This is a genomic window from Conexibacter sp. CPCC 205762 (assembly GCF_030646155.1).
Lineage (GTDB): Bacteria > Actinomycetota > Thermoleophilia > Solirubrobacterales > Solirubrobacteraceae > Conexibacter.
Genome location: NZ_JAUTDN010000019.1, coordinates 41,819 through 63,233, shown reverse-complemented (window position 1 = coordinate 63,233; position 21,415 = coordinate 41,819). Strand labels below are relative to the sequence as shown.

The following is a 21,415-nucleotide window of genomic DNA, read 5'->3' as shown; positions in this document are numbered from 1 at the left end:
TAGTCACGCGCGAGGAGACCGCGCTCGCATGGCCCCGGCTCGGCGCGCGTTGTCACCTCGGCGTCACGAGGCGAACGGGAACCGCGTTCCTTTGGACATGCGGATAGTGTCGATCCCGCGGAACCTTCGTACGCTCGCTCCGCACGGAAATCACGAGCCACCGTCCCCTCGCCGTACCGATCAGCGGCGCCGAGCCGGAGAAAGCCTGCCCGGCACGGACGATGGAAAGGAACAACACCCGTCTATGCCCAGAATCCGTCAAGAGAACGTCACTGCGGCCCAGTGGTCGCCCAACGGCGCCACGCTCGGCACCCTGGACCTGACGCTTCCCGACAACCAGGTGTTCGGCGAGAACGTGTTCAGCCCCGCCGAGCAGCGCAAGCGCCTGCCGAAGTCCGTCTTCAAGCAGCTCCAGTCGACGCTGGAGAACGGCGAGGCGCTCGACAGCTCGCTCGCCGACGCGGTCGCGCTGGCGATGAAGGAGTGGGCGCTGGAGAAGGGCGCGACCCACTACGCGCACTGGTTCCAGCCGCTGACGGGCTCGACCGCCGAGAAGCACGACTCGTTCTACGGCCCCGACGGTGACGGCACCGCGATCGCCGAGTTCTCCGGCAAGGAGCTGATCCAGGGCGAGCCTGACGCCTCCTCCTTCCCGACGGGCGGCATCCGCGCGACCTTCGAGGCCCGCGGCTACACCGCCTGGGACCCGACCAGCCCCGCCTTCATCCTCGAGAACCCGAACGGCGCGCTGCTCTGCATCCCGACCGCGTTCGCCTCCTGGACCGGCGAGGCGCTCGACACGAAGATCCCGCTGCTGCGCTCGATGGAGGCGCTCTCGACCTCCGCGATCAAGGCGCTGCGCCTGCTCGGCGACGAGCAGTCGCAGAGGATCTTCACGACGGTCGGCCCGGAGCAGGAGTACTTCCTGATCGACGAGCAGTACTACTTCGAGCGCCCCGACCTGATCACGACCGGTCGCACGCTGTTCGGCGCCAAGCCGCCGAAGGGCCACGAGCTCGACGACCACTACTTCGGCTCGATCCCGGAGCGCGTGCTCGCCTACATGCTCGAGGTCGAGCTGGAGCTGGCGAAGCTGGGCGTGCCGATCAAGACGCGCCACAACGAGGTCGCCCCGGCCCAGTACGAGGTCGCGCCGATCTTCGAGAACTCGAACGTCGGCTCCGACCACCAGCAGCTGACGATGCAGGTGCTGCAGAACGTCGCCCGCCGCTACGGCCTCGTCTGCCTGCTGCACGAGAAGCCGTTCGCCGGCGTCAACGGCTCGGGCAAGCACAACAACTGGTCGATGGGCACCGACACGGGCAAGAACCTGCTCGAGCCGGGCGCGACGCCGCACTCGAACCTGTCGTTCCTGTTCTTCTGCACGGCCGTCATCCAGGCCGTCGACAAGCACCAGGGCCTCGTCCGCGCGACGGCAGCCGGCCCCGGCCAGGACCACCGCCTCGGCGCCAACGAGGCGCCGCCGGCGATCATCTCGATCTTCCTCGGCAGAGAGCTCGAGACGGTCTACACCGCGATCGAGAAGGGCGAGGCCGGCGAGGCCGTCCCCGGCTCCTTCCTCGGCCTCGGCACCGACGTGCTGCCGCCGCTGCCGCTCCATGGCGGCGACCGCAACCGCACCAGCCCGTTCGCCTTCACCGGCAACAAGTTCGAGTTCCGCGCGATCGGCTCGACGCAGTCGGTGGCGCTGCCGAACACGGTCCTCAACACGATCGTCGCCGAGGCGATCGACGACCTCGCCGCGCAGCTCGAGGAGGCCCTGAAGGGCGGCGCCTCGCTCGCCGACGCGCTGCGCCCGGTCCTGCAGAAGAGCTACAAGGACCACAAGAGAATCGTCTTCGACGGCGACGGCTACTCGCAGGAGTGGCACGACGAGGCCGCCGAGCGCGGGCTGCTCAACCTCAGAACGACGCCGGACGCGCTGCCGTACTTCGTCGCCGAGGACACCGTCAAGGTGTTCGAGCACTACAACGTGCTGTCCGAGCGCGAGCTGGAGTCCCGCTACGACGTCTTCACCGAGCAGTACGCGGTCAAGATCAACATCGAGGCCGAGACGGCCGCGACGATCGCCCGCACGCTGCTGCTGCCGGCGGCGCTGCGCCACCTGACGCTGCTGAGGGCCGCCGGCGTCGAGGAGCTCGTCAGCGAGACCGAGACGCTGGTGACCGAGTTCGTCGCCGCGATCAAGGCGCTCGAGGCGATAAACCTGAAGGAGAACCAGGAGGACGAGCCGCCGGCCACGTGGGCGAAGTTCCTGCTCGACTCGGTCATCCCCGCGATGACCGACGTCCGCGAGGTCGCCGACAAGCTCGAGAAGGTCGTCGCTGACGACCTCTGGCCGCTCCCGAAGTACAGCGAGATCCTCTTCATCAAGTAGGACTCGCCCAGCTTCTCGCGCCCGTCCGCGCGAGTCGTGCGAAAGCCCGCCGCAGCTCCGGTCTCCCCGCGACCGGAGCGGGCGGGCTTTCGTCGTTCGGAGGACGACCAACCTTGGCACGGTCGTGTCAAGGTTGGCGCGGGCGCTGGTAGGATCGGACCATGCGTGACTACCTCGACGCCATTCGCAGCCGCGTCGTCGTCTTCGACGGCGGCATGGGCGCCACGCTCGAGCAGTTCGAGCTGACCGCCGAGGACTACGGCGGACTCCAGGGCAAGTGCCACGAGGCGCTGATCCTCAACCGTCCGGACGTGATCGAGGGCGTGCACGCGTCGATGCTCGACGCCGGCGCCCAGGTCGTCGAGACCGACACCTTCCAGGCCTCTCGTCTCAAGCTCGAGGAGTGGGGCCTCGGCGAGCACACGCTTGAGATCAACCGCAGAGGCGCCGAGATCGCCCGCAAGGCGGCCGGCGAGACGCGCTTCGTCGCCGGCTCGATCGGCCCGACCGGCTTCCTCCCCGCCTCCGACGACCCGACGCTCGGCAACATCTCCTTCCGCAGCCTCGTCGAGGTCTTCAGCGAGCAGGCGACCGGCCTGATCCAGGGCGGCGCCGACCTGCTGATGATCGAGACGGCGCAGGACATCCTCGAGGTGAAGGCGTCGATCTTCGGCGCGCGCGAGGCGTTCAAGGCGACCGGCAAGCAGCTCCCGATCCAGGTCTCCGTCTCGCTGCTGCCCAACGGCGGCAAGATGCTGCTCGGCACCGACATCGACGCGGTCCTGACGACGCTGACCGCGCTCGACGTGCAGGCGATCGGCCTCAACTGCTCGACCGGCCCCGAGGACATGCGCGACGCGATCCGCTTCCTCGGCGAGCACTCGCCGGTGCCGGTCCACTGCATCCCGAACGCCGGCCTGCCGCTGCAGGGCCCCGACGGCGAGACGATCTTCCCCGAGAAGCCGGAGCCGCTGGCGGCGTCGCTGCGCGAGTTCGTCGAGCGCTACGGGATCAGCATCGTCGGCGGCTGCTGCGGCACGACGCCGGCCCACATCAGAGCGATCGCCGACGCCGTCGCCGACCTGCCTGCCCCCGCCGCCCGCCCCGCCCCGCGCCCGGCGCACGTCTCCTCGATGATCGCGGCGACGCTGCTGGGCCAGGAGCCGCGCCCGACGATCGTCGGCGAGCGCGTCAACTCGCAGGGCTCGCGCAAGGCGAAGGAGCTGCTGCTCGCCGACGACTACGACGGCCTGCTGGCGATCGCCGAGAACCAGGTCGAGCTGGGCGCGCACGTGCTCGACGTCTGCGTCGCGCTGACCGAGCGTCAGGATGAGGCCGAGCAGATGAGCGAGCTGGTCAAGCGCATCTCGCTGTCGCTGCCGGCGCCGATCCAGATCGACTCGACCGAGCCCGACGTGATGCAGGCCGCGCTGGAGCAGATCCCTGGCCGCGCGATCGTCAACTCCGTCAACCTCGAGGCCGGCCGCGACAAGCTCGACCTCGTCACGCCGCTCTGCCGCGAGCACGGTGCCGCGCTGCTCGCCCTCACGATCGACGAGGAGTCGATGGCGAAGACGCGTCAGCGCAAGCTCGACGTCGCCAAGCGGCTGCACGGCTACATCGTCGAGGAGCACGGGCTGCCGGCCGAGCTGCTGATCTTCGACGCGCTCACCTTCACGCTCGCGACCGGCGCCGACGAGTTCAAGGACTCGGCCGTCGAGACGATCGAGGGCATCCGCGCGATCAAGGCCGAGCTGCCCGGCGTGCTCACCTCGCTCGGCGTCTCGAACGTCTCCTTCGGCTTCGGCAGAGCGGCCCGCGAGGTGCTCAACTCGGTCTTCATGCATCACTGCGTCGAGGCCGGCCTCGACCTCGCGATGGTCCACCCGAAGGACGTCACGCCGTACTCGGAGATCCCGCAGAACGAGCGCGACCTCGCCGACGACCTCGTCTTCAACCGCCGCGACGACGCGACCCAGCGGTTCATCGAGCACTTCGAGGAGAAGGGCGAGACGGCCGAGGACGAGACCGCCGACCCGACCGCCGGGATGGAGCCCGAGGAGGCGCTTCACTTCCACGTCCTGCGCCGCAAGAAGGAGGGCGTCGAGGACTGGATCGACAAGTCGGTCGACAAGATCGGCGCCGTCCCGACGCTCAACGACGTGCTGCTGCCGGCGATGAAGGAGGTCGGCGACAAGTTCGGCGCCGGCGAGCTGATCCTGCCGTTCGTGCTGCAGTCGGCCGAGGTGATGAAGAAGGCCGTCGCACGGCTGGAGAACTACCTCGACCGGCTCGAGGGCTACACGAAGGGCACGGTCGTGCTCGCGACCGTCTTCGGCGACGTCCACGACATCGGCAAGTCGCTCGTCAACACGATCCTGACGAACAACGGCTACACGGTCGTCGACCTCGGCAAGCAGGTCCCGGTCTCGACGATCCTCGACGCCGCGCAGGAGCACAGAGCCGACGCGATCGGCCTCTCCGCGCTGCTCGTCTCGACCTCGAAGCAGATGCCGCTGGCCGTCCAGGAGCTGCACGAGCGCAAGCTCGACTACCCGGTCCTGATCGGCGGCGCCGCGATCAACAGAGACTTCGGCCTGCGCGCGCTCTACCCGCACGGCAGAGCCTCCGACGAGGTCTACGCGCCGGGCGTCTTCTTCTGCAAGGACGCCTTCGAGGGGCTCGCGAAGATGGACCAGATCGTCGACGCCGAGAAGCGCGCCGAGCTGGTCTCGCTGACGCAGGCGGCAGCGAAGAGACTGCGCGAGAAGGTCGTCGTGGTCGACGACGCGCCGCCCGTCACCGACGACTCGGTCCGTTCGGCCGCCCGCACCGACCTGCCGGTGCCGACGGCGCCGTGGTGGGGCGTGCGCGAGCTCGACGTGCCGCTGGACGAGGTCTGGCACCACATCGACACGCACGTCCTCTTCAAGCTCCACTGGGGCGGCCGCGGCGTCAAGGGCGACGCCTGGACGGAGCTGCTGCGGGACAACTTCATCCCGCGGCTGGAGCGGATGTGGAGAGAGCAGACCTATCTGCGCCCGCGCGCGAAGCTCGGCTTCTTCCCCTGCAACAGCGAGGGCAACGAGCTGATCGTCTTCGACCCCGAGGACCACGACAGAGAGCTGCACCGGCTCGTCTTCCCGCGTCAGCCCAAGCACGACCGCATCTGCCTCGCCGACCTCTACCGCCCGCTCTCCAGCGACGAGCGGGACGTCTGTGCGCTGCAGGTCGTCACCGCCGGCGACGAGGTCACCGAGCTGATGGCGAGACTCGAGGCCGACGGCGAGTTCGCCGAGCAGCTGTTCGTCCACGGCCTCGGCGTGCAGACGGCCGAGGCGATGGCCGAGTGGGTCCATGCGAGAGCGCGCAGCGAGCTCGGCATCGACCTCGACCAGGGCCGCCGCTACTCGTGGGGCTACCCCGCCTGCCCGGACCAGTCCGAGCACGTCAAGGTGTTCGACCTGCTCGACGCCGAGTCGATCGGCATGCGCCTCTCGGGCGGCTTCGCCGTCGAGCCGGAGCAGTCGACGGTCGCGATCGTCGCGCACCACCCGCAGGCCGTCTACTTCGGCATGAGAAGCGGCTTCCTGCCGAAGGACAAGGCGCCTGACGAGATCATCGCCGGCAGCGACAAGGACCCGAGCCTGCTCGACGTCGGCGCGCTCGACGGCGATCCGCGCGAGGGCTCGATCGAGGCCGAGGTCACGCCCGACGCGACGCCGGCCGGCTGAGCCGCCGGCCCGCCACCGCAGCTTCCGACGGCCGTCCCGCTGCGCGCGGGGCGGCCGTCGCTCGTTCTAGGCCTCCGCGCCGCCCTGGGCGGTGCCGTGGCGCTGGCGCGGATGCGGGTGCAGCTTGACCGGCGAGGTCTGCATCGCGCGCAGGCGGACGTCCTTCCACGAGACGCCCTCCTTCAGCAGCGCGGGCATGCCCATCAGCACCGCCGTCGCGACCTCGACCGCCTGCAGCACGATGCCGTAGCCGAGCGCGTCGGCGTGCGAGACGCCGTAGCCGCTGCTCAGCACGAAGATGCAGGCGGCCTGGAAGATGCCGAGGTTCGACGGCGTCGCCGGAAGCACGGCCGTCACGTTGACGGCGAACAGGACCGCGGCGGCGGCGCCGAGGCCGGCCTGGTCGTCGAGCCCGAAGGCGACGAGCAGCACGTAGCAGGAGAGCCACTGCAGCACCCAGGCGCCGAGCTGCGCGAACAGCGCGACCGCACCGAGCTTCGGCTGCCGGAAGACGGTGAGGCCGTCGCGCACGCGGCCGAGCGCGCGCCGCGCTCTGCCGGTCAGCTCGCGCAGTCTCGCGAAGCGGGAGTGCTTGCCGGCGCTCAGCAGCGGCGGCGCGATCAGCACGATCGCGAGCAGCACCAGCGGCGCGATCGTCGCGACCAGGAGCGCGTTCTGATGGCCGCTGAAGACGTCGACCGACGACAGCGTCGCGATCCCCAGCAGCACCAGCGCGAGGATGTTCAAGAGCGTCTGCGAGACGATCGTGCCGAGCACGATCGGAAAGTGCTCGCGCGGGCGGCCGGTGCGGCGCGCGACGATCAGCGCGCGCGAGGGCTCGCCGAGGCGGGCCGGCAGCGTCGCCGACATCAGCACGCCGATGAAGGTGCCCTGCATCGCGTCGCGCAGGCGGACGCGCGCATCCGGCAGCGCGGCCTTCAGGATCGCCTCCCAGGCGACCGCGCGGACCGCCATCGAGGCGCACATGATGCCGAGGCCGGCGAGCACCCACGGCGGGCTCGAGTCCAGCAGCGCGGTGCCGACCTTGTCGACGCCGATGCGCTGGAACGCCAGCACCGCGCCGACGACGACGGCGACCGCCATCAGCGCCATCACGACCTTGCGCGCCAGCGCCAGCGCCGGGCGGCGCGCGCCTGCGACCGGCGGCGGCTCGATGCTCGGCAGCCGTCTCGCCTTCAGCTTCGGCTGCAGGTCCGCGGGGACCGTGCCGAGCTTCACGCCGATCCGCTCGGCGGTCGTGCGCGGCGAAGGGGTCTCGATCGCGTCCTGGTAGGCGCCCAGCACCTCCTGCGAGACGCGCGGCCAGGCGAACCGCTGCGCGTGCGCGGCGGCGGCGACGCCCATCGCGGCGCGGCGGGCCGGGTCGAGCCAGAGGTCGCGCAGCGTCTCGGCGAGCGCGGTCGCATCGCCGCGCGGGACGAGCACGCCGTCGAGCCCGTCGCGCACGACGTCTCTGTAGCCGGCGATGTCTGAGGCGACGACCGGCGTGCCGGCGGCGAACGCCTCCGTCAGCACCATCCCGAAGCTCTCGCCGCCGAGCGACGGCGCGCACAGCACGTCGGCGCGCTCCAGCACGCGGCGCTTCTCGTCGTCGTCGACGCGGCCGAGGATCGTGATGTCGCGATCGTCGAGCAGCAGCGGCTCGACCTCCTCGCGGTTGGCGCCGACGACCGTCAGCTCGACCGGGATGTGCTCGCGCAGCGCCTCGAAGGCGCGCAGCAGCACGGGCAGGCCCTTGCGCTCGACCGCCTGGCCGACGAAGGCGACGCGCAGCTTCTCCCCCGGCTGCTTCGGCGCGCCCAGGTCGGGCACGGCGACGCCGTTGGGGATGATCCGGTAGCGGCCGCCGAAGAAGCGCTGCGCCGTCCAGGCGGCGGCCTCGGAGACGGCGACACGCACGTGCAGGTGGTTGAGCATCCGCCGCGCCCCGAGCACGTTCGCGACGTTGTTCGAGAAGCGGTTGGTCGAGTAGGCGTGGAAGGTCCCGACCAGCGGCGCGTCGGCGCTGACGCAGGCGTCCCAGCACAGTCTCGGCGCGACCGGCTCGTGCAGGTGGACGACGTCATAGCCGCCGGTGCGCAGCTCCGTGCGCATCTTGATCAGGCCCGACGGCGTCGCCATCAGGTTCGAGACGGCGCCGTTGGCGTTGAAGCCGATCGTGCCGCCAAGCGGGATCAGGTAATCCGGCATGGGCCGCTGCTGAGGGGCAGCGCCTCTGTGCAGGAACCGCGTCCGGCGATCGTCGGGATCGAAGGGCGCCAGCACGCGCACGTCATGGCCATCGCTCAGAAAAGACTCGGCGAGGGCCTCGATGTGCCGAGTGACGCCGCCCGGATAGGTCCACGAATACGGTGAGACCAGGGCTATGCGCATCGAGCGGGATGCTATCGCGTTCCCCGGGTGGATCGGCTGGGGGTAGCCGAACCTTTACAGACCTCTCACACGAGGCCCGGGGCTCAGACGGCCGAGACCTCTTCCTCTTCCGCCACGCGGAAGGAGGAGCCGCAGCCGCAGGCCGCGATCACGTTCGGGTTGTCGACCTTGAAGCCAGCGCCCTGCAGCTCGTCGACGTAGTCGATCACCGAGCCCTGGACGTACGGCAGGCTCGGCTTGTCGACGAGCAGGCGGATGCCTCTGTCCTCGAAGACGATGTCGCCGTCGCGCTGCTGGTCGAAGGCGAGCGCGTACTGGAAGCCCGAGCAGCCGCCGCCACGGACGCCGACGCGCAGGCCGGCCGTGTCGATCTCCGATCTCTGCGAGTCGAGAAACTCGTGGACCTTCTCTGCGCCTTTGTCGGTGAGCGTGATCATTGCGTCTCCGTCGCGTTCGGACCCAACACTTCATTCAGTGTAGCGACCCCTCGGGGCGGCGGCGAGCATCGCTACTCTAGGGCTCATGGCGACGAGCGAAGAGCTGAAGCAGCGGATCGAGGCCGCACTGCCGGGCGCGTCCGCGCAGGTCTCGGGCGACGACGGGCAGCATTTCGCCGCCGTCGTCGCCGCCCCGCAGTTCGAAGGGCTGAGCCGGATCGCGCAGCACCGGCTCGTCATGGACGTGTTCGCCGGCGAACTGGGCGGCTCGATCCACGCCCTCTCCCTGCAGACGAAGGTGGCCGCGGCCGCCAAGTGAGGACTTCATCGTGAGCGAAGAGACCAACCCGCTCCGGGACGCGATCAGCGAGGCGATCGCCGAGAACCCGGTCATCCTGTTCATGAAGGGCACGCCGGAGCAGCCGATGTGCGGCTTCTCGGCGCGCACCGCGGCGGCGCTGCAGTCGCTCGACGCGCCGTTCGCGGCCGTCGACATCCTGCCCGACCCGCGCATCCGCCAGGAGCTGTCGGCGCTGTCGCAGTGGCCGACGATCCCGCAGCTGTTCGTCAGAGGCGAGCTGGTCGGCGGCGCCGACATCGTCGCCGAGATGTACGAGAGCGGCGAGCTGGCCGAGCTGCTCGGCGTCGAGCCGGCCGCGCAGCCGGAGCCGGCCGCCGAGGCCGGCGGCTCCGCGCCGCTGTCGATCGAGAACCGCCTCAGCTGAGCCTTCGCGCGGTGGCGGCGCGCGGCGGGGAGTCCGCCGCGCCGCCGCCCGCCGCCCGCCGCTCAGCCGCCTCTGACGACGCGCAGCGCCAGCTGGCCGCGCCCGTCGATCCGCATCTGCGGATCCCGCGTCGCTCTCCAGCGCAGCTTGCCGAGCTTCGCCTTGACGCCGTCCCAGCGCTGGGCGGAGCCGAAGCCGGTCTTCACCTGCGCGAACGTCTGCGCGCCGCCGGAGCTGCCCGCGCTCTCGCCCCCGCCGGCGTCGAGCACGATCGTGATCGTGTCGCCGTCGCTGCCGCCCTGGTCCAGCGCCGTGCCCGACAGCGTCAGCATCTGCTGGCCGAGCTTCGCGTCGCGCGGGATCGTCAGCGTCAGCGGGATCGTCTTCATGGGGCCGCGGTCCTCGCGCACCTGCATCCGCAGCCGCACGCGCTGACCGCGCTTGACGGTCGCCGGACCGCTCAGCGAGCGGATCGTCGCCAGCCGCAGGCCGCGCTCGATTGTCACGTCGGCTCTCACGCTGTCGACGTGCAGGGCCGCGTAGCGGGCGCCGTCGATCGCGCCGAGCGCGTTCGTGACGTCGTTGCCCATCGCGGTCGCCAGCGCCGGCACGCCGCTGGTGTCGGAGCCGTTGACGACGTAGCGGTCGCAGAAGCGCAGCGGCTTCTTGACGCCGCGCACGCGCACGGTCAGGCAGAGCGAGCCGGTCTCGCGCGCGGGCGCGCCCTCGAACGCCTTCGTGATCGCCTGCATCAGCGAGATCGGCGCGACCGTCGGCAGCAGTCCGTGGCCGAGCGGGTCGCCGACGGCCGACTCGTCCGCGACGAGCGTCGTCTGCGTCAGCTTCGTCTTGCGGTCTTTGTCGCGCACGTTGACGGTGACCGGGGTCGTCGGCGCTCTGGCGCCGATGCCGCCGACGACCGCCGAGGCGGCGTCGTTGGACAGCACGCCGAGCGTGTGACCGGGCGAGGCGAGCTTGTAGGAGGTCGACTCGCTCGTGTCGAGCGGGTTGTCGACGACCGTGTAGACGTAGGCGTCCTGGAGCGGCAGCGCGCGCCGGCCGACGCCGTCGAACTGGTGGCCGAAGCCCCAGATCGTGTCGCCGTCGCGGTAGGTGACGGTGCCGATCGCGCTCAGCGCCAGCGCGCCGGTCGCGTAGGCGGCGCCCATCGAGGCGCCCGGCACCAGCGGCTGCGGCGCGAACGTCCCCAGCGGCCCGGCCGGTGTGGCGACGATCGTCCGCCCGGCGGCGCGCGCGGAGCGCTCGACGAGCTTCCCCAGCGCCGGCGAGAGGCCGCCGATCGTCAGCGGCGAGTCGACCGCTCTGACGCTCGCGGCGGCCGCCCTCGACAGCGTGCGCGCGCCTGACGGCGGCTTCAGCGGCAGCTTCAGCATCGACTCGATCGGCGTCACCAGGCCGACGTCGTTGCCGTACTGGCCGACCGTCGCCGAGACGGCGCCGGCGTTGCCGATCGAGCCGTCGGGGCGGGCGCAGTAGACCGGCGAGCCGGAGAAGCCGGAGGCGATGCCGCTGCCGGCGACCGCGTCGCCGCTGACGCGCACGAGGATTCTCGGCCCGCTGCCGTCGACGTCGTCGACGACGTCGAGGACCTCGACGCCGAAGTCGGTGATCGTCGTCCCCTGCACGACCGTGCGGGCGGTGCACGTCATGCCGCGGTGGACGTCGGACAGCGGCACGATCGGGTCTCTGGCGGCGGCGGCAGGCGCGCCGACGGCGGCCGCGACGGCTGTCACGGTGAGTGCTCGGACGAACATGCGCGGCACTGTAGTCACCGTTCCTGAAGCGAGGATGTGCCGGCGGCGCGCCAGCGCAGGTGCTCGACGATCCGGCGCGAGTCGCAGATCGCCTCGCCGTCGATCAGCAGCAGCGGCACGCGCGTCTGGCCGCTGAGCGCCTTCACCTCGGCGCGCGCGGCGCGCCGCTGCGGCACCCGCAGCTCGTCGTGGTCGACGCCGGCGCGGCGCAGCGCCCGCGCGACGCGACCGCACGGGCAGAGCCAGTCGGTCGGGGTCCTGCAACGGTGCAGCGTCGCCCTGCCCTGCGCGCTCATGTGCGGAATTGTGACGAACCGCACGCTGCCGCGCTGCGATCGACTAGGGTGCGCCGCCATGGCGCCCGTCGCGATCGTCACCGACACCTGTCATTACCTGCCGCGACAGCTGGTCGCCGCGCGTGGCATCCACGAGGTCAGCCTCTACGTCCACTGGGACGGGCGCGAGGACCGCGAGTCGCAGCTGCCCGACTTCGACGGCTACTACCGCCACCTCGCCGGCGCCCCCTCCCTGCCGACGACCTCGCAGCCGTCGATCGGCGACTTCCTCGCCGTCTGGGAGCCGCTGCTCGACGCGGGCCGCGAGATCGTCTCGATCCACCTCGCGGGCGGGATCTCCGGGACGGTCGGCGCCGCCCAGCAGGCGCGCGAGACGCTCGGTGAGCGGGCCGAGCGCGTGCACGTGCTCGACTCCGTCAGCGCCTGCGGCGGCGAGGGGCTCGTCGTGCTCGCCGCGCATGCCGCGGCGGCGCGCGGGATCGGCGCGGCCGAGGTGCTCGCGCACGCGCGCGAGGCCCGCGCGGCGCTGAAGATGTGGTTCGCGATCGACACGCTCGAGTACCTGCGCCGCGGCGGCCGCATCGGCACGGCGCAGGCGTGGCTCGGCTCGGCGCTGAAGATCAAGCCGATCCTGACGCTGGAGGCGGAGATCACGCCGGTCGAGCGGGTGCGCACCTCCGGCCGCGCCTTCGAGCGGCTGGTCGACTACCTGCGCTCGCGCAAGGACGAGGGCGCCGACGGCTGGGTGATCCAGCACATCCAGGCACCCGAGGCGTGCGCGCGGATGGTCGAGCGCGGGCGCGAGATATTCGGCACCGACCCGGTCTTCGTCTCCGAGGTCGGCCCGGTGATCGGGACGCACGTCGGACCCGGTCTGCTGGGCGCCGGCGGACTGCCGCTGCGCCACCTCTCTTGAAGCCGCAGCGGTTACCCGCCTCCGGCGCGTCGAAACGCCGCTGTCCGAGCGATTGCACCAGCTTCCGGCTGCGCGAACCAGACCTTGCGCAAACCTATGCGGAACCTCTGCGTTTCTCAAAGGTTTGAATCGGGGAGTGATGATCGTGGGAGTCCGTACAGGCGTCCCGGCAGGGGTGCCATGGCACGTCTGTCGGGAGAACCGGAGACACAGGGAGACCGGGGAATGGCTTTGTTCCAGCTCATCGGGATCGTCGGACTTGTCTGGATCGCCGTCTCGGCGCTCGTCGTGGCCGTCGCGGCCGCGGCCGGCCGAGCCGACAACTGCGATCGCAGCCTGCGCCTGACGGCGCGCGCTTCGCTCGCGAACGAGATCCCAGAGGTGCGCAGCGCGCGCGCCCGCACGCGCTTCGTGCGCGGCTCGCAGCGTGCAGCCGCCGTCGCCGAGCATCAGTCGGTGCCGCCGGGCGTGCGCGCCGCGATCCGCTGAGCGCGACACCACCTCGGCAGCCGCCGTCGTCGGCGAATGGGGCGCTCAGCCTCGGCGACGGCGGCGCCGAGCAAGCGCCACGCCTCGCGGCGGCGCAAGCCCTTCATGACAGCTTGAGCAACGCATGACGGCGGCGCGCTCGGGCGCCGCCGTTGGCGTGCTACTCGCTACCAGCGGCGGCGCTTGCGACGGTTGCGAACCCGCCGCAGCGTGACGATGCCGCTGACGGCGGCGATCCCGCCGCCGAGCACGAAGCCGACGGCGGCCGCGGCGATGATCGCCTCCGTCTGCTTGCCGGCCAGCTGCTTGCGCCAGTCGGTCAGCTCCTCGACGTGACCTCGCAGCAGCTCCAGCGAGGCGCCGAGGTCCTTGCGGTTGGCCTCGATCGAGGCGCGGATCTCTTCCGGCGTGCGCGCGGCCATCAGGACACCCCTCTGACGGACGGGGTGTCGTCACCTGACGACTGCACCGTCTCCTTGATCTTCTTCGCCTCTTCGATCGCCATCTCAGGCGACGGCGGCGAACCGGCCTTGACCGCCTTGTAGGCGAGCGCGCCGGCGAGACCGCCGAGCAGGAACAGCAGCAGCGCGACGACGAGGAAGCCGAACCAGTAGTTGTCGCCCCAGCCGCTGAGATCCCAGATGCCCCAGGCGGCCGACTCTATGAGGTAGAGCAGGCCGACGACGATGAAGATGCCGGCGGCGATCCCGACGATCGCGCCCTTGACGAGCTTCGTCACTCTGGCGCTGATCTCGGCCTTCGCCAGCTCGATCTCCTCGCGCACCAGCAGCGAGGCCTTCTCGGAGACCTCGGTGATCGCCTGCGCGATGTTCTTGGGTGTCGGATCTTCAGCCGGCAAGGCGCTTGAGGACCCGCGCGAGCACGAGGCCGCCGACGAAGGCGGCGCCGATGTGCAGCTCGGGTCTGTCGAGGGGCAGGCCAGGGATGGCGAGGGGCTGCGCGGCGGCAGCGGGGCCGGCGGGCGCGCCGAGCGGCACGCTCACGGTCGGCTCGGCGTCAGCCGCAGCCTCCTCGCGCGCGCCGCCGAGCGGCACGCCGGGGTCGCTTGCGCTCACTCCGGCGGCTCCTCGCCGAAGGCGCGCAGCCAGACGAACGTCGCGAGCCGCTGGGTCGCGATGCTGGCGAGCGCGCCGATGCCGGCCAGCAGGCCGGACCAGATCAGTCGCTTGACGAGATCGCTTTCCTTCATCAGTTCGGGCATTCAATCAGCTCTCCCGGCGGCTACTGCGCACCCTCGACGCGTTCCAGGCCACCGCAGATCGTTTCGACGATGAGGGTCTTGGCATCCTCGTATTCCCGATCACCGACCGGCAGCAACGAGAAGATCCAGCCTGTCAGAACCTGCTCGACGGCGCCATAGAAGGCCAACGCGGCGAAGTCCGGAGTGACCGTGTCGCGGAAGCTGCCGTCTCTCTGAGCGCGGTCGACGATCGCCGCGATCTGCTCGTACGCCTGGCGGATCTGCGGCAGGTGCGTACGGCCGAAGGTGTTGGCGGCGCGCGTCACCTCGACGATGATGACCTTCATCAGGTCGGGGTCGTGGCGGTAGGAGTCGACGATGAAGCCCGCTATCGCGTAGAGCTTCTGCCTCGCCGGGATCTCCTGCGTGTCGACCTCCGCGATCGCCCTCAGGAGCACGTCCCAGCGCTCGAGGAAGAGCGTGTCGAGGATCTCGTCCTTGCTCTTGAAGTAGTGGTAGACGAGGCCGTAGGCGACTCTCGCCTCGTCGGCGATGTCGGAGACGCGGCAGGTGTGGAAGCCCTGGCGCGCGAAGACGCGCACGGCCGCGTCGAGGATCAGGCGCCGCTTGTCGACGGCCGGCTGGGCGCGGGCCATCAGACGCCCGCCTCGCACGAGCCCGCGACTGCGGGGCTGCGGTCGCGATCGTCAGTAGAGTTCAGCTGGATCGCCGCGGCGCGCACGGTGTGGTGATCCTCCAAGACGGAACAGATTGACTGGTCAGTCAATCCCGGAGAGATGAGGATACCGCAGCCGCATGGCGTCATCGACCGACGATCCAGAAGTCGTTCCGGGCGGGATCTCCGAACCGGCGACGTCCGCGGGCGACGCGAGCGCCGGCGCGCCTGACACGGCGCGCGACGCGACAGCGGGCGTGCTGCTGCCCCCAGGCCCGTTCGGCCCCTACCGCGGCCGCTACGGCGCGATGCGGCCGGCGCCGCTGGACGCGCTGGCGCTGCCGCCGGCGCGGATGGCGCCGCTGCGCGGGACGCGGCCGCTGAAGCAGTGGCGCTACGTCGGCGTCTTCGGCGAGCAGCTGATGCTGTGCGTCGGGGCGGTGCGGGTCGGGCTCGCGCACCAGTCGTTCTGGGCCGTCTGGAGCCGCGCCTGCGAGGGCCGGCTGCGCGAGCGCACGCGGCTCTCGAAGGGCGGCGTCACGCTCGGGCTCGACCGGCCCGGCGTCGTGCGCGTCGACGACGACGGCGTCGCGATCGACCTGCTGCTCGACGAGGTCGACGGCGTCGAGACGATCTGCCCGCACGGCGCCGCCTATGCCTGGACGCGCAAGCAGGGCGGCGTGCGCGCGCACGGCACCGTCGTGCTCGACGGCGTCGCGCACGCGCTCGACGCCTGCGCCGTCGTCGACGACAGCGCCGGCTACCACGCCCGCAGCACCGCCTGGCGCTGGTCGGCCGGGGTCGGCACGACCGCCGACGGCCGCGCCGCCGCCTGGAACCTGGTCGAGGGGATCAACGACCCCGCGCACGCCAGCGAGCGCACCGTCTGGCTCGACGGCGTCCCGCAGGAGGCGGCGCCGGCGCGCTTCGCCGACGACCTCTCCGCCGTCACGACCGGCGACGGCGGCGACCTCCGCTTCGCCGCCGAGGCGACGCGCGAGCGCAACGAGAACCTGCTGCTCGTGCGCAGCTCCTACCGCCAGCCGTTCGGCACCTTCGACGGCACCCTCCCAGGCGGCGCCCGACTCGCCAGCGGCTACGGCGTGATGGAGCGGCACACCGCCCGCTGGTGAGTCACGGCTCGCGGCGGCGATCGTCGCGCTGGCGCTGCAGCTCCTCGATCAGCAGCTTCGAGTGGATCGCGCCGATCAGCTCGCGCAGCGGCTCGGTGCCGGATTGGACGATCTCGACGGCGCGGTCGGGGTCGACGCGGGCGGCGAGGCGGTGCAGCAGCGTGCCGACCTCCTCCTCGACCAGCGGCTGGAGCGCCTCGCGGTAGCGGATCGTGTCGTAGACGGTGAAGCCGATCGCCTCCTCGAAGCCGCCGGCGCGGAAGCGCGAGATCGCCTCGATGATCTGCACGTCGTCGGCGTCGTAGCCGCGGCCGGTCGGCGTCAGCACGCCGATCTGCTCCATCCGCGCCAGCACGTTGCGCGGCACGTCGTAGCGCTCCTGCACCGCGCTGCGCGAGGTGCGCGTGCGATCGCCGGCCGCGACCGCGCGCTCGAGGATGCGGTCCTCCAGCTCGACCAGCGCCTCCAGCCGCTCGGGATCGTCGCGCAGCGCGTCGCGGATCACTCTCAGCGGCATGAAGCGCTCTTCCTGCAGCCGCTTGATCAGCCTGATCCGATCGACGAAGTCGGGCGGGTAGTAGGCCATGTTGCGGCTCGTGCGCACGACGCCCTCCTGGTCGCCGAGCAGCCCCTCGCGCAGGTAGTGCTTGATCGTGCCGGCCGAGACGCCGGAGCGCTCGGCCAGCTGCGACATCTTCAGCAGCCCCTCCTCGCGAGGGGAGCCGGGCGCGGCGGGCTCGCGCGGGCTGGGCGCCGCCTCAGCCAAGGAACGACCCCTGTGCGCCGCTCGACGAGACGGGCGGGCCCGCGACCACGCCGGCCTGCTTCAGCGCCGCGATCTCCTCGGCGCCGTAGCCGGCCGCCTCCAGCACCGCGTCGGTGTCGCCGCCGAGCGCCGGGCCCGGCGCGCGCGCCGGGTCGCCCGGCGTGCGGCTGAGCTTGATCGGCAGCCCCAGCAGGCGGACCGGCTCGGTCGCGCCCGGCTGGTCCAGCTCGACCACCATCTCACGCGCGCGCACCAGATCGGATTCGAGCGCCTCGTCCAGCTCCAGCAGCGGCTCCATGCAGCAGTCGTGCGCGGCCGCGAACTCGCCCCACTGGTCGCGCGTGCGGGCGGCGAAGATCGCCTCGACCTGCGCGTGCGCCTCGCTGCCGGGCGGATCGAACTGGCGCTCGACGAGGTCCTCGCGACCGACGCCGCGGCACCATGCCAGCCAGAATTTCGGCTCCAGCGCGCCGAGCGTCACCCAGCCGTCGGCGCAGGCGTACGGGCGGTAGCAGAGCAGCGAGCCGCTCAACGGCAGCTCGCCGCGGCGCAGCGGTCTGCCGGCCGGGTCGTTGAGCTGCTGAGCGGCGAGCATCGCCAGCCACGACAGCGCGCCGTCGGTCATCGAGACGTCGACGAGCTGGCCCTCACCCGACTGCTCGCGCTCGCGCAGCGCGGCGAGGATCCCGACCGCCGCCATCAGCGCGCCGCCGCCGACGTCGGCGACCTGGCCGGCGTTCTGGACCGGCGGGCCGCCGGCCGCGCCGGTCAGCGCCAGCATCCCGCCGAGGCCGAGGTAGTTCATGTCGTGGCCGGCGCGATCCCGGTACGGACCGTCCTGCCCGTAGCCGCTGATGGCGCAGTACACGATCCCCGGATTCTCCTGCTTGAGCCGTTCGTAGCCGACGCCGAGGCGGTCGAGCACGCCGGGGCGGAACGACTCCAGCAGCACGTCGTATTCGCGCACGAGCCGCAGCAGCACCGCCTTACCCTCGTCGGACTTGAGGTCGAGCCGGAGCGAGCGCTTGTTGCGGTTGAGCGCGAGGAAGAGCGCAGATCTGGCGGAGTCCTCGACGCCCTCGACGTACGGCGGCGACCAGCGCACGTAGTCGCCCATGCCGGTGTCCTCGACCTTCAGCACGTCGGCGCCGAGGTCGGCCAGCAGCAGCGAGCAGAACGGCCCCGGCAGCAACCGCGAGAGGTCGAGGACTCTGAGCCCCGTCAGCGGCCCGCTCATGCCGTCGCCCGCTCGCGCTTGGGGACCCCGAGCATCGCCCGCGTCTCCTCGACCGTCGCCACGCGCCGGCCGACGTCGCGCGCCATCCGCACCGCCTGCGCGATCAGGTCGCCGTTGGAGCGCGCCATCGTGCCGTCCGGCAGGTAGAAGTTGTCCTCCAGGCCGGCGCGGACGTTGCCGCCCAGCGTCAGCGCCGTCGCGATCAGCATCCACTGGTCGCGCGAGATGCCGATCACGCCCCACTCGTTCTCGCCGTCGGGTCCGCCGGGCACGTTCTCGGCCATGTGCGCGAGGTTGCGCGCGCTCGGGCGGATGCCGCCGGTGACGCCCATCACGCACGAGATCTGCAGCGGCTGTCTGAGGATCCCCATGTCGATCAGCGGGTCGAGGTTGGCGATGTGGCCGGTGTCGAAGCACTCGTGCTCGGGCTTGATCCCCTCCTCGTTCATCGCCTTCAGCAGCGTGATGATCGACTCGAAGCTGTTCTCGAAGACGGTGTGGAAGACGAAGTCTCTGCGTCTCCTCGAGTACTTCGCGTAGTTCATCGAGCCCATGTTCAGCGCCGCGACGTCGGGCTTCAGCGCGCGCAGGTAGGCGATCCGCTTCTCCAACGAGACGCCGAGCGCGCCGGTCGAGAAGTTGACCACGACGTCGCCGACCTCGGCGAGGATCGCGTCGGTGATCGCGCGGAAGTCCTCGATCTCGTACGACGGCGTGCCGTCAGGCGTGCGCGCGTGGATGTGGATCATCGAGGCGCCCTCGTCGACCGCCCGCCGCGCCTCGGCGGCGTACTCGGCCGGCGTGTAGGGGATCGCCGCGCACTGGTCTCGATTGGCGATCGCGCCGGAGATCGAGCAGGTGACGATGACGGGGTCTGCGAGGCTCATACCGGCACCACTCCATGTCGTTTCCAGGGCCGCTCGACGCGCTTGCCCTCGGCCATCTCCAGCGCTCTGACGATCACCGGGCGCGTCTCGCGCGGGTCGATCACGTCGTCGATCATGCCGTTCTTGGCGGCGATGTAGACGTCGATGATTCTGCGGTAGGCGGCGACCAGCTCGGCTCTCTTGGCGGCCGGATCGTCGGCCGCCTCGACCGCTCTGCGCATCACGATCTCGACCGCGCCCTCGGCCCCCATCACGCTGATCTCGGCGCTCGGCCAGGCGACGATCAGGTCCGGCTCGTAGGCCTTGCCGTTCATCACGTAGTAGCCGGCGCCGTAGGCCTTGCGGACGACGACGGTGATCTTCGGCACGGTCGCGTTGGCGACCGCGTAGAGCATCTTCGCGCCGTGGCGGATGATGCCGGCCGCCTCGACCTTCGTGCCGACCATGAAGCCCGGCACGTCCTGCAGGAACAGCAGCGGGATCCCGTACGCGTTGCAGAGGTTGACGAAGCGCGCGGCCTTGTCGGCCGAGTCGATGTCGAGGATGCCGCCGAGCTGCTTGGGCTGGTTGGCGACGATCCCGACCGGCCGCCCGCCGAAGCGCGCGAAGCAGGTGATGATCGTCTTCGCCCACTGCGGCTTCATGTCGAACCACTCGCCGTCGTCGACGATCCGCCGGATCACCTCGTACATGTCGTACGGCTTGCGGTTGGACTCCGGCAGCACGTCGAGCAGCTCGTCGTCCATCCGGTCGACCGGGTCGGAGACCTCCCGCCGCGGGACGGGCGCCTCGCAGTGCTGCGGCATGTAGGAGAGGTACTGCTTGATCCGCAGGACGCACTCCTCGTCGTCGGCGACCTCGAGGTCGCCCACGCCCGACTTGCGGCAGTGCACGCGCGAGCCGCCCAGCTCCTCCTGCGTCACGTCCTCCCCCACCGCCGCGCGCACGAGGTGCGGGCCGGCGAGCGCCATCGAGCCGCGGCCCTTGACCATCGGCACGAAGTCGGCGAGGCCGGGGATGTAGGCGGTGCCGGCGGCGCACGGCCCCATCAGCGCCGCGACCTGCGGGATCACGCCGCTCATCACGACCTCTTCGCGGAAGAGGTGGCCGGAGCCGGCGAACAGCGAGCCGACCGCCTCCTGGATCCGCGCGCCGGCCGAGTCGAGCAGCCACACGAACGGGATCCGCTTGCTCAGCGCCAGCTCGCGCAGGCGCGTCACCTTGATCTCACCGCTCATCCCCATCGAGCCGGCCATCACGGTGAAGTCGTAGGCGCAGACGGCGACCAGGCGGCCGTCGACCTTGCCGTAGCCGGTGATGACGCCGTCGGCCGGCGCCTCCTTGCCGTCCAGCCCGCGGACCGAGTAGTGGATGCCGGCGTTGATGCCGAGCTCCGTGAACGTGCCCGCGTCGATCAGGAGCGCCAGCCGCTCGCGCGCGGTCAGCTTGCCCTGCTCGTGCTGCCTGGCGATCTTCTCCTCGCCGCCGCCGAGGGCCGCTCTGGCGCGGCGCGCGTGCAGCTCCTCGACCAGCGGCCGGAGGATGCTCGGCGGATTGGTCACCGACCGGTCCACTGCGGCTCCCGTCTCTCGAAGAAGGCTCTGACGCCCTCCTGGATGTCGTCGGTCGCGAAGGCGAGCGCGAGCTGCGCGCGCAGGAAGTCGAGCGCCTCCGCGAAGGCCATGTCCTGCTGGCGGAACATCGCGTCCTTGCCGAGCTTCATCAGCAGCGGCGACTTTCTCGCCAGTCTGCCGGCCCAGTCTGCGACGGCGGCGTCGTACTCATCGGCCGGCACGACCGTGTTGACGATCCCGATCCGCTCCGCCTCGTGCGCGTCGATCCGCTCGCCCAGCAGCAGCAGCTCGTTCGTCTTCTTGCGGCCGACGTTGCGGTAGATCAGCGCCATGATCATGAACGGGAAGACGCCGACGTTGATCTCGGGCGTCCCGAACGTGACGCCCTCCTTCGCGACGATCAGGTCGCAGGCGAGCGCGAGCCCGAGCGCGCCGGCCAGCACGTGGCCGTTGGCGGCGCAGATCGTCGGCTTGCCGAGCTGCCCGATCAGCGTGAAGAGGCGCGGGAAGCGGTCGATCGCGGCATGCTTGTGGGCGAGCGGAAGCTCGGCCGCGAAGCCGCCGAGGTTGCCGCCGGCGGAGAAGACTCTGTCGTGCGTCGAGGTCAGGACGACGCAGCGGACGGCGTCGTCGTCGCGGGCGGCGGCGAAGGCCGCGAGCAGGTCGTCGAGCAGCTCGTCGGAGAGGGCGTTGCGTGAGTCCGGCTGGTCGAGCGCGATCGTCGCGACGCCGTCGGCGACGTCGCAGCGGAGGGTCGTGTAGTCCACGCGGCCCTTT

The 21,415-nt window shown here is 71.1% G+C and carries 21 protein-coding genes; 7 read left to right on the top strand and 14 right to left on the bottom strand.

What is annotated here, in order from left to right; translation table 11 throughout:
* Positions 1-244 precede the first annotated feature (244 nt).
* Positions 245-2,398, top strand: a complete 2,154-nt coding sequence (locus Q7L73_RS15870; protein WP_304690715.1) for a glutamine synthetase III — start codon at positions 245-247, stop codon at positions 2,396-2,398.
* 161 nt (positions 2,399-2,559) lie between these two features.
* Positions 2,560-6,132, top strand: coding sequence for a methionine synthase (gene metH / locus Q7L73_RS15865; protein ID WP_304690714.1), 3,573 nt, complete (start codon positions 2,560-2,562; stop codon positions 6,130-6,132).
* Between the two features lie 66 nt (positions 6,133-6,198).
* Here the strand turns inward: metH and Q7L73_RS15860 are convergent, their stop codons facing one another.
* Positions 6,199-8,526, bottom strand: coding sequence for a flippase-like domain-containing protein (locus tag Q7L73_RS15860; protein ID WP_304690713.1), 2,328 nt, complete (start codon positions 8,524-8,526; stop codon positions 6,199-6,201).
* An 83-nt stretch (positions 8,527-8,609) separates the two neighbouring features.
* Positions 8,610-8,963, bottom strand: a complete 354-nt coding sequence (locus Q7L73_RS15855) for an iron-sulfur cluster assembly accessory protein (RefSeq protein ID WP_304690712.1) — start codon at positions 8,961-8,963, stop codon at positions 8,610-8,612.
* A gap of 85 nt (positions 8,964-9,048) precedes the next feature.
* Between Q7L73_RS15855 and Q7L73_RS15850 the strand changes: the two genes are divergently transcribed.
* Both Q7L73_RS15850 and grxD read left to right on the top strand, forming a co-directional pair.
* Entirely contained in the window at positions 9,049-9,282 is a 234-nt protein-coding gene (locus Q7L73_RS15850; protein WP_304690711.1) for a BolA/IbaG family iron-sulfur metabolism protein, read from the top strand.
* 10 nt (positions 9,283-9,292) lie between these two features.
* Entirely contained in the window at positions 9,293-9,688 is a 396-nt protein-coding gene (gene grxD / locus Q7L73_RS15845; protein WP_304690710.1) for a Grx4 family monothiol glutaredoxin, read from the top strand.
* A gap of 62 nt (positions 9,689-9,750) precedes the next feature.
* Here the strand turns inward: grxD and Q7L73_RS15840 are convergent, their stop codons facing one another.
* Both Q7L73_RS15840 and Q7L73_RS15835 read right to left on the bottom strand, forming a co-directional pair.
* On the bottom strand, positions 9,751-11,463 hold the full coding sequence (locus tag Q7L73_RS15840) for a hypothetical protein (RefSeq protein ID WP_304690709.1): 1,713 nt from the start codon (positions 11,461-11,463) through the stop codon (positions 9,751-9,753).
* 14 nt (positions 11,464-11,477) lie between these two features.
* Positions 11,478-11,759 carry a glutathione S-transferase N-terminal domain-containing protein gene (locus Q7L73_RS15835; RefSeq protein ID WP_304690708.1) on the bottom strand — a complete coding sequence of 94 codons (282 nt, stop codon included), beginning with the start codon at positions 11,757-11,759 and terminating at the stop codon, positions 11,478-11,480.
* A 58-nt stretch (positions 11,760-11,817) separates the two neighbouring features.
* Between Q7L73_RS15835 and Q7L73_RS15830 the strand changes: the two genes are divergently transcribed.
* Both Q7L73_RS15830 and Q7L73_RS15825 read left to right on the top strand, forming a co-directional pair.
* On the top strand, positions 11,818-12,675 hold the full coding sequence (locus Q7L73_RS15830) for a DegV family protein (protein WP_304690707.1): 858 nt from the start codon (positions 11,818-11,820) through the stop codon (positions 12,673-12,675).
* A gap of 180 nt (positions 12,676-12,855) precedes the next feature.
* On the top strand, positions 12,856-13,164 hold the full coding sequence (locus tag Q7L73_RS15825) for a hypothetical protein (protein WP_304690706.1): 309 nt from the start codon (positions 12,856-12,858) through the stop codon (positions 13,162-13,164).
* Positions 13,165-13,331: 167 nt separating this feature from the next.
* Here Q7L73_RS15825 and Q7L73_RS15820 read toward each other — a convergent pair whose 3' ends face one another.
* From Q7L73_RS15820 to Q7L73_RS15800, 5 genes are read right to left on the bottom strand one after another with little or no spacing between them, the layout of a single operon-like run.
* Positions 13,332-13,586, bottom strand: coding sequence for a DUF3618 domain-containing protein (locus Q7L73_RS15820; protein ID WP_304690705.1), 255 nt, complete (start codon positions 13,584-13,586; stop codon positions 13,332-13,334).
* Positions 13,586-14,023 carry a phage holin family protein gene (locus tag Q7L73_RS15815; RefSeq protein ID WP_304690704.1) on the bottom strand — a complete coding sequence of 146 codons (438 nt, stop codon included), beginning with the start codon at positions 14,021-14,023 and terminating at the stop codon, positions 13,586-13,588. Before Q7L73_RS15815 ends, Q7L73_RS15820 begins: the two co-directional genes overlap by 1 nt.
* Positions 14,013-14,240 carry a hypothetical protein gene (locus Q7L73_RS15810; RefSeq protein ID WP_304690703.1) on the bottom strand — a complete coding sequence of 76 codons (228 nt, stop codon included), beginning with the start codon at positions 14,238-14,240 and terminating at the stop codon, positions 14,013-14,015. The genes Q7L73_RS15815 and Q7L73_RS15810 overlap by 11 nt, the downstream gene beginning before the upstream one ends.
* Positions 14,237-14,374: a hypothetical protein gene (locus tag Q7L73_RS15805; RefSeq protein ID WP_304690702.1), complete on the bottom strand. Its 138-nt coding sequence runs from the start codon at positions 14,372-14,374 to the stop codon at positions 14,237-14,239. The genes Q7L73_RS15810 and Q7L73_RS15805 overlap by 4 nt, the downstream gene beginning before the upstream one ends.
* Before the next feature lie 32 nt (positions 14,375-14,406).
* Positions 14,407-15,021: a TetR/AcrR family transcriptional regulator gene (locus Q7L73_RS15800; protein WP_304690701.1), complete on the bottom strand. Its 615-nt coding sequence runs from the start codon at positions 15,019-15,021 to the stop codon at positions 14,407-14,409.
* A gap of 160 nt (positions 15,022-15,181) precedes the next feature.
* On the opposite strand from Q7L73_RS15800, the gene Q7L73_RS15795 reads away from it, so the two are divergent.
* The gene (locus Q7L73_RS15795; RefSeq protein WP_304690700.1) at positions 15,182-16,174 is read left to right on the top strand and encodes a DUF2804 family protein; all 993 of its coding nucleotides are present in this window, start codon (positions 15,182-15,184) and stop codon (positions 16,172-16,174) included.
* Between the two features lies 1 nt (position 16,175).
* Here the strand turns inward: Q7L73_RS15795 and Q7L73_RS15790 are convergent, their stop codons facing one another.
* Genes Q7L73_RS15790 through Q7L73_RS15770 form a run of 5 tightly spaced genes read right to left on the bottom strand, consistent with a single transcriptional unit; the run spans position 16,176 to position 21,405 of the window.
* Positions 16,176-16,940: a MerR family transcriptional regulator gene (locus tag Q7L73_RS15790; RefSeq protein WP_304690699.1), complete on the bottom strand. Its 765-nt coding sequence runs from the start codon at positions 16,938-16,940 to the stop codon at positions 16,176-16,178.
* A complete protein-coding gene (locus tag Q7L73_RS15785) occupies positions 16,933-18,177 on the bottom strand; it encodes a CaiB/BaiF CoA-transferase family protein (protein WP_304690698.1) in 1,245 nt (414 codons plus the stop codon). Before Q7L73_RS15785 ends, Q7L73_RS15790 begins: the two co-directional genes overlap by 8 nt.
* Positions 18,174-19,064, bottom strand: a complete 891-nt coding sequence (locus Q7L73_RS15780) for a 3-keto-5-aminohexanoate cleavage protein (RefSeq protein ID WP_304690697.1) — start codon at positions 19,062-19,064, stop codon at positions 18,174-18,176. The genes Q7L73_RS15785 and Q7L73_RS15780 overlap by 4 nt, the downstream gene beginning before the upstream one ends.
* Entirely contained in the window at positions 19,061-20,626 is a 1,566-nt protein-coding gene (locus Q7L73_RS15775) for an acyl-CoA carboxylase subunit beta (RefSeq protein WP_304715586.1), read from the bottom strand. The genes Q7L73_RS15780 and Q7L73_RS15775 overlap by 4 nt, the downstream gene beginning before the upstream one ends.
* Positions 20,623-21,405 (bottom strand): enoyl-CoA hydratase/isomerase family protein, encoded by a 783-nt coding sequence (locus Q7L73_RS15770; RefSeq protein ID WP_304690695.1) that lies wholly within the window; start codon positions 21,403-21,405, stop codon positions 20,623-20,625. Before Q7L73_RS15770 ends, Q7L73_RS15775 begins: the two co-directional genes overlap by 4 nt.
* Positions 21,406-21,415: the final 10 nt, after the last annotated feature.

Bases quoted from the DNA above. Each gene is read 5' to 3' on its own strand.
- Q7L73_RS15870 (WP_304690715.1), top strand. From the start codon at position 245: ATGCCCAGAATCCGTCAAGAGAACGTCACTGCGGCCCAGTGGTCGCCC.
- metH (WP_304690714.1), top strand. From the start codon at position 2,560: ATGCGTGACTACCTCGACGCCATTCGCAGCCGCGTCGTCGTCTTCGAC.
- Q7L73_RS15860 (WP_304690713.1), bottom strand. From the start codon at position 8,526: ATGCGCATAGCCCTGGTCTCACCGTATTCGTGGACCTATCCGGGCGGC.
- Q7L73_RS15855 (WP_304690712.1), bottom strand. From the start codon at position 8,963: ATGATCACGCTCACCGACAAAGGCGCAGAGAAGGTCCACGAGTTTCTC.
- Q7L73_RS15850 (WP_304690711.1), top strand. From the start codon at position 9,049: ATGGCGACGAGCGAAGAGCTGAAGCAGCGGATCGAGGCCGCACTGCCG.
- Q7L73_RS15840 (WP_304690709.1), bottom strand. From the start codon at position 11,463: ATGTTCGTCCGAGCACTCACCGTGACAGCCGTCGCGGCCGCCGTCGGC.
- Q7L73_RS15835 (WP_304690708.1), bottom strand. From the start codon at position 11,759: ATGAGCGCGCAGGGCAGGGCGACGCTGCACCGTTGCAGGACCCCGACC.
- Q7L73_RS15830 (WP_304690707.1), top strand. From the start codon at position 11,818: ATGGCGCCCGTCGCGATCGTCACCGACACCTGTCATTACCTGCCGCGA.
- Q7L73_RS15825 (WP_304690706.1), top strand. From the start codon at position 12,856: ATGGCACGTCTGTCGGGAGAACCGGAGACACAGGGAGACCGGGGAATG.
- Q7L73_RS15820 (WP_304690705.1), bottom strand. From the start codon at position 13,586: ATGGCCGCGCGCACGCCGGAAGAGATCCGCGCCTCGATCGAGGCCAAC.
- Q7L73_RS15805 (WP_304690702.1), bottom strand. From the start codon at position 14,374: ATGAAGGAAAGCGATCTCGTCAAGCGACTGATCTGGTCCGGCCTGCTG.
- Q7L73_RS15800 (WP_304690701.1), bottom strand. From the start codon at position 15,021: ATGGCCCGCGCCCAGCCGGCCGTCGACAAGCGGCGCCTGATCCTCGAC.
- Q7L73_RS15795 (WP_304690700.1), top strand. From the start codon at position 15,182: ATGGCGTCATCGACCGACGATCCAGAAGTCGTTCCGGGCGGGATCTCC.
- Q7L73_RS15785 (WP_304690698.1), bottom strand. From the start codon at position 18,177: ATGAGCGGGCCGCTGACGGGGCTCAGAGTCCTCGACCTCTCGCGGTTG.
- Q7L73_RS15780 (WP_304690697.1), bottom strand. From the start codon at position 19,064: ATGAGCCTCGCAGACCCCGTCATCGTCACCTGCTCGATCTCCGGCGCG.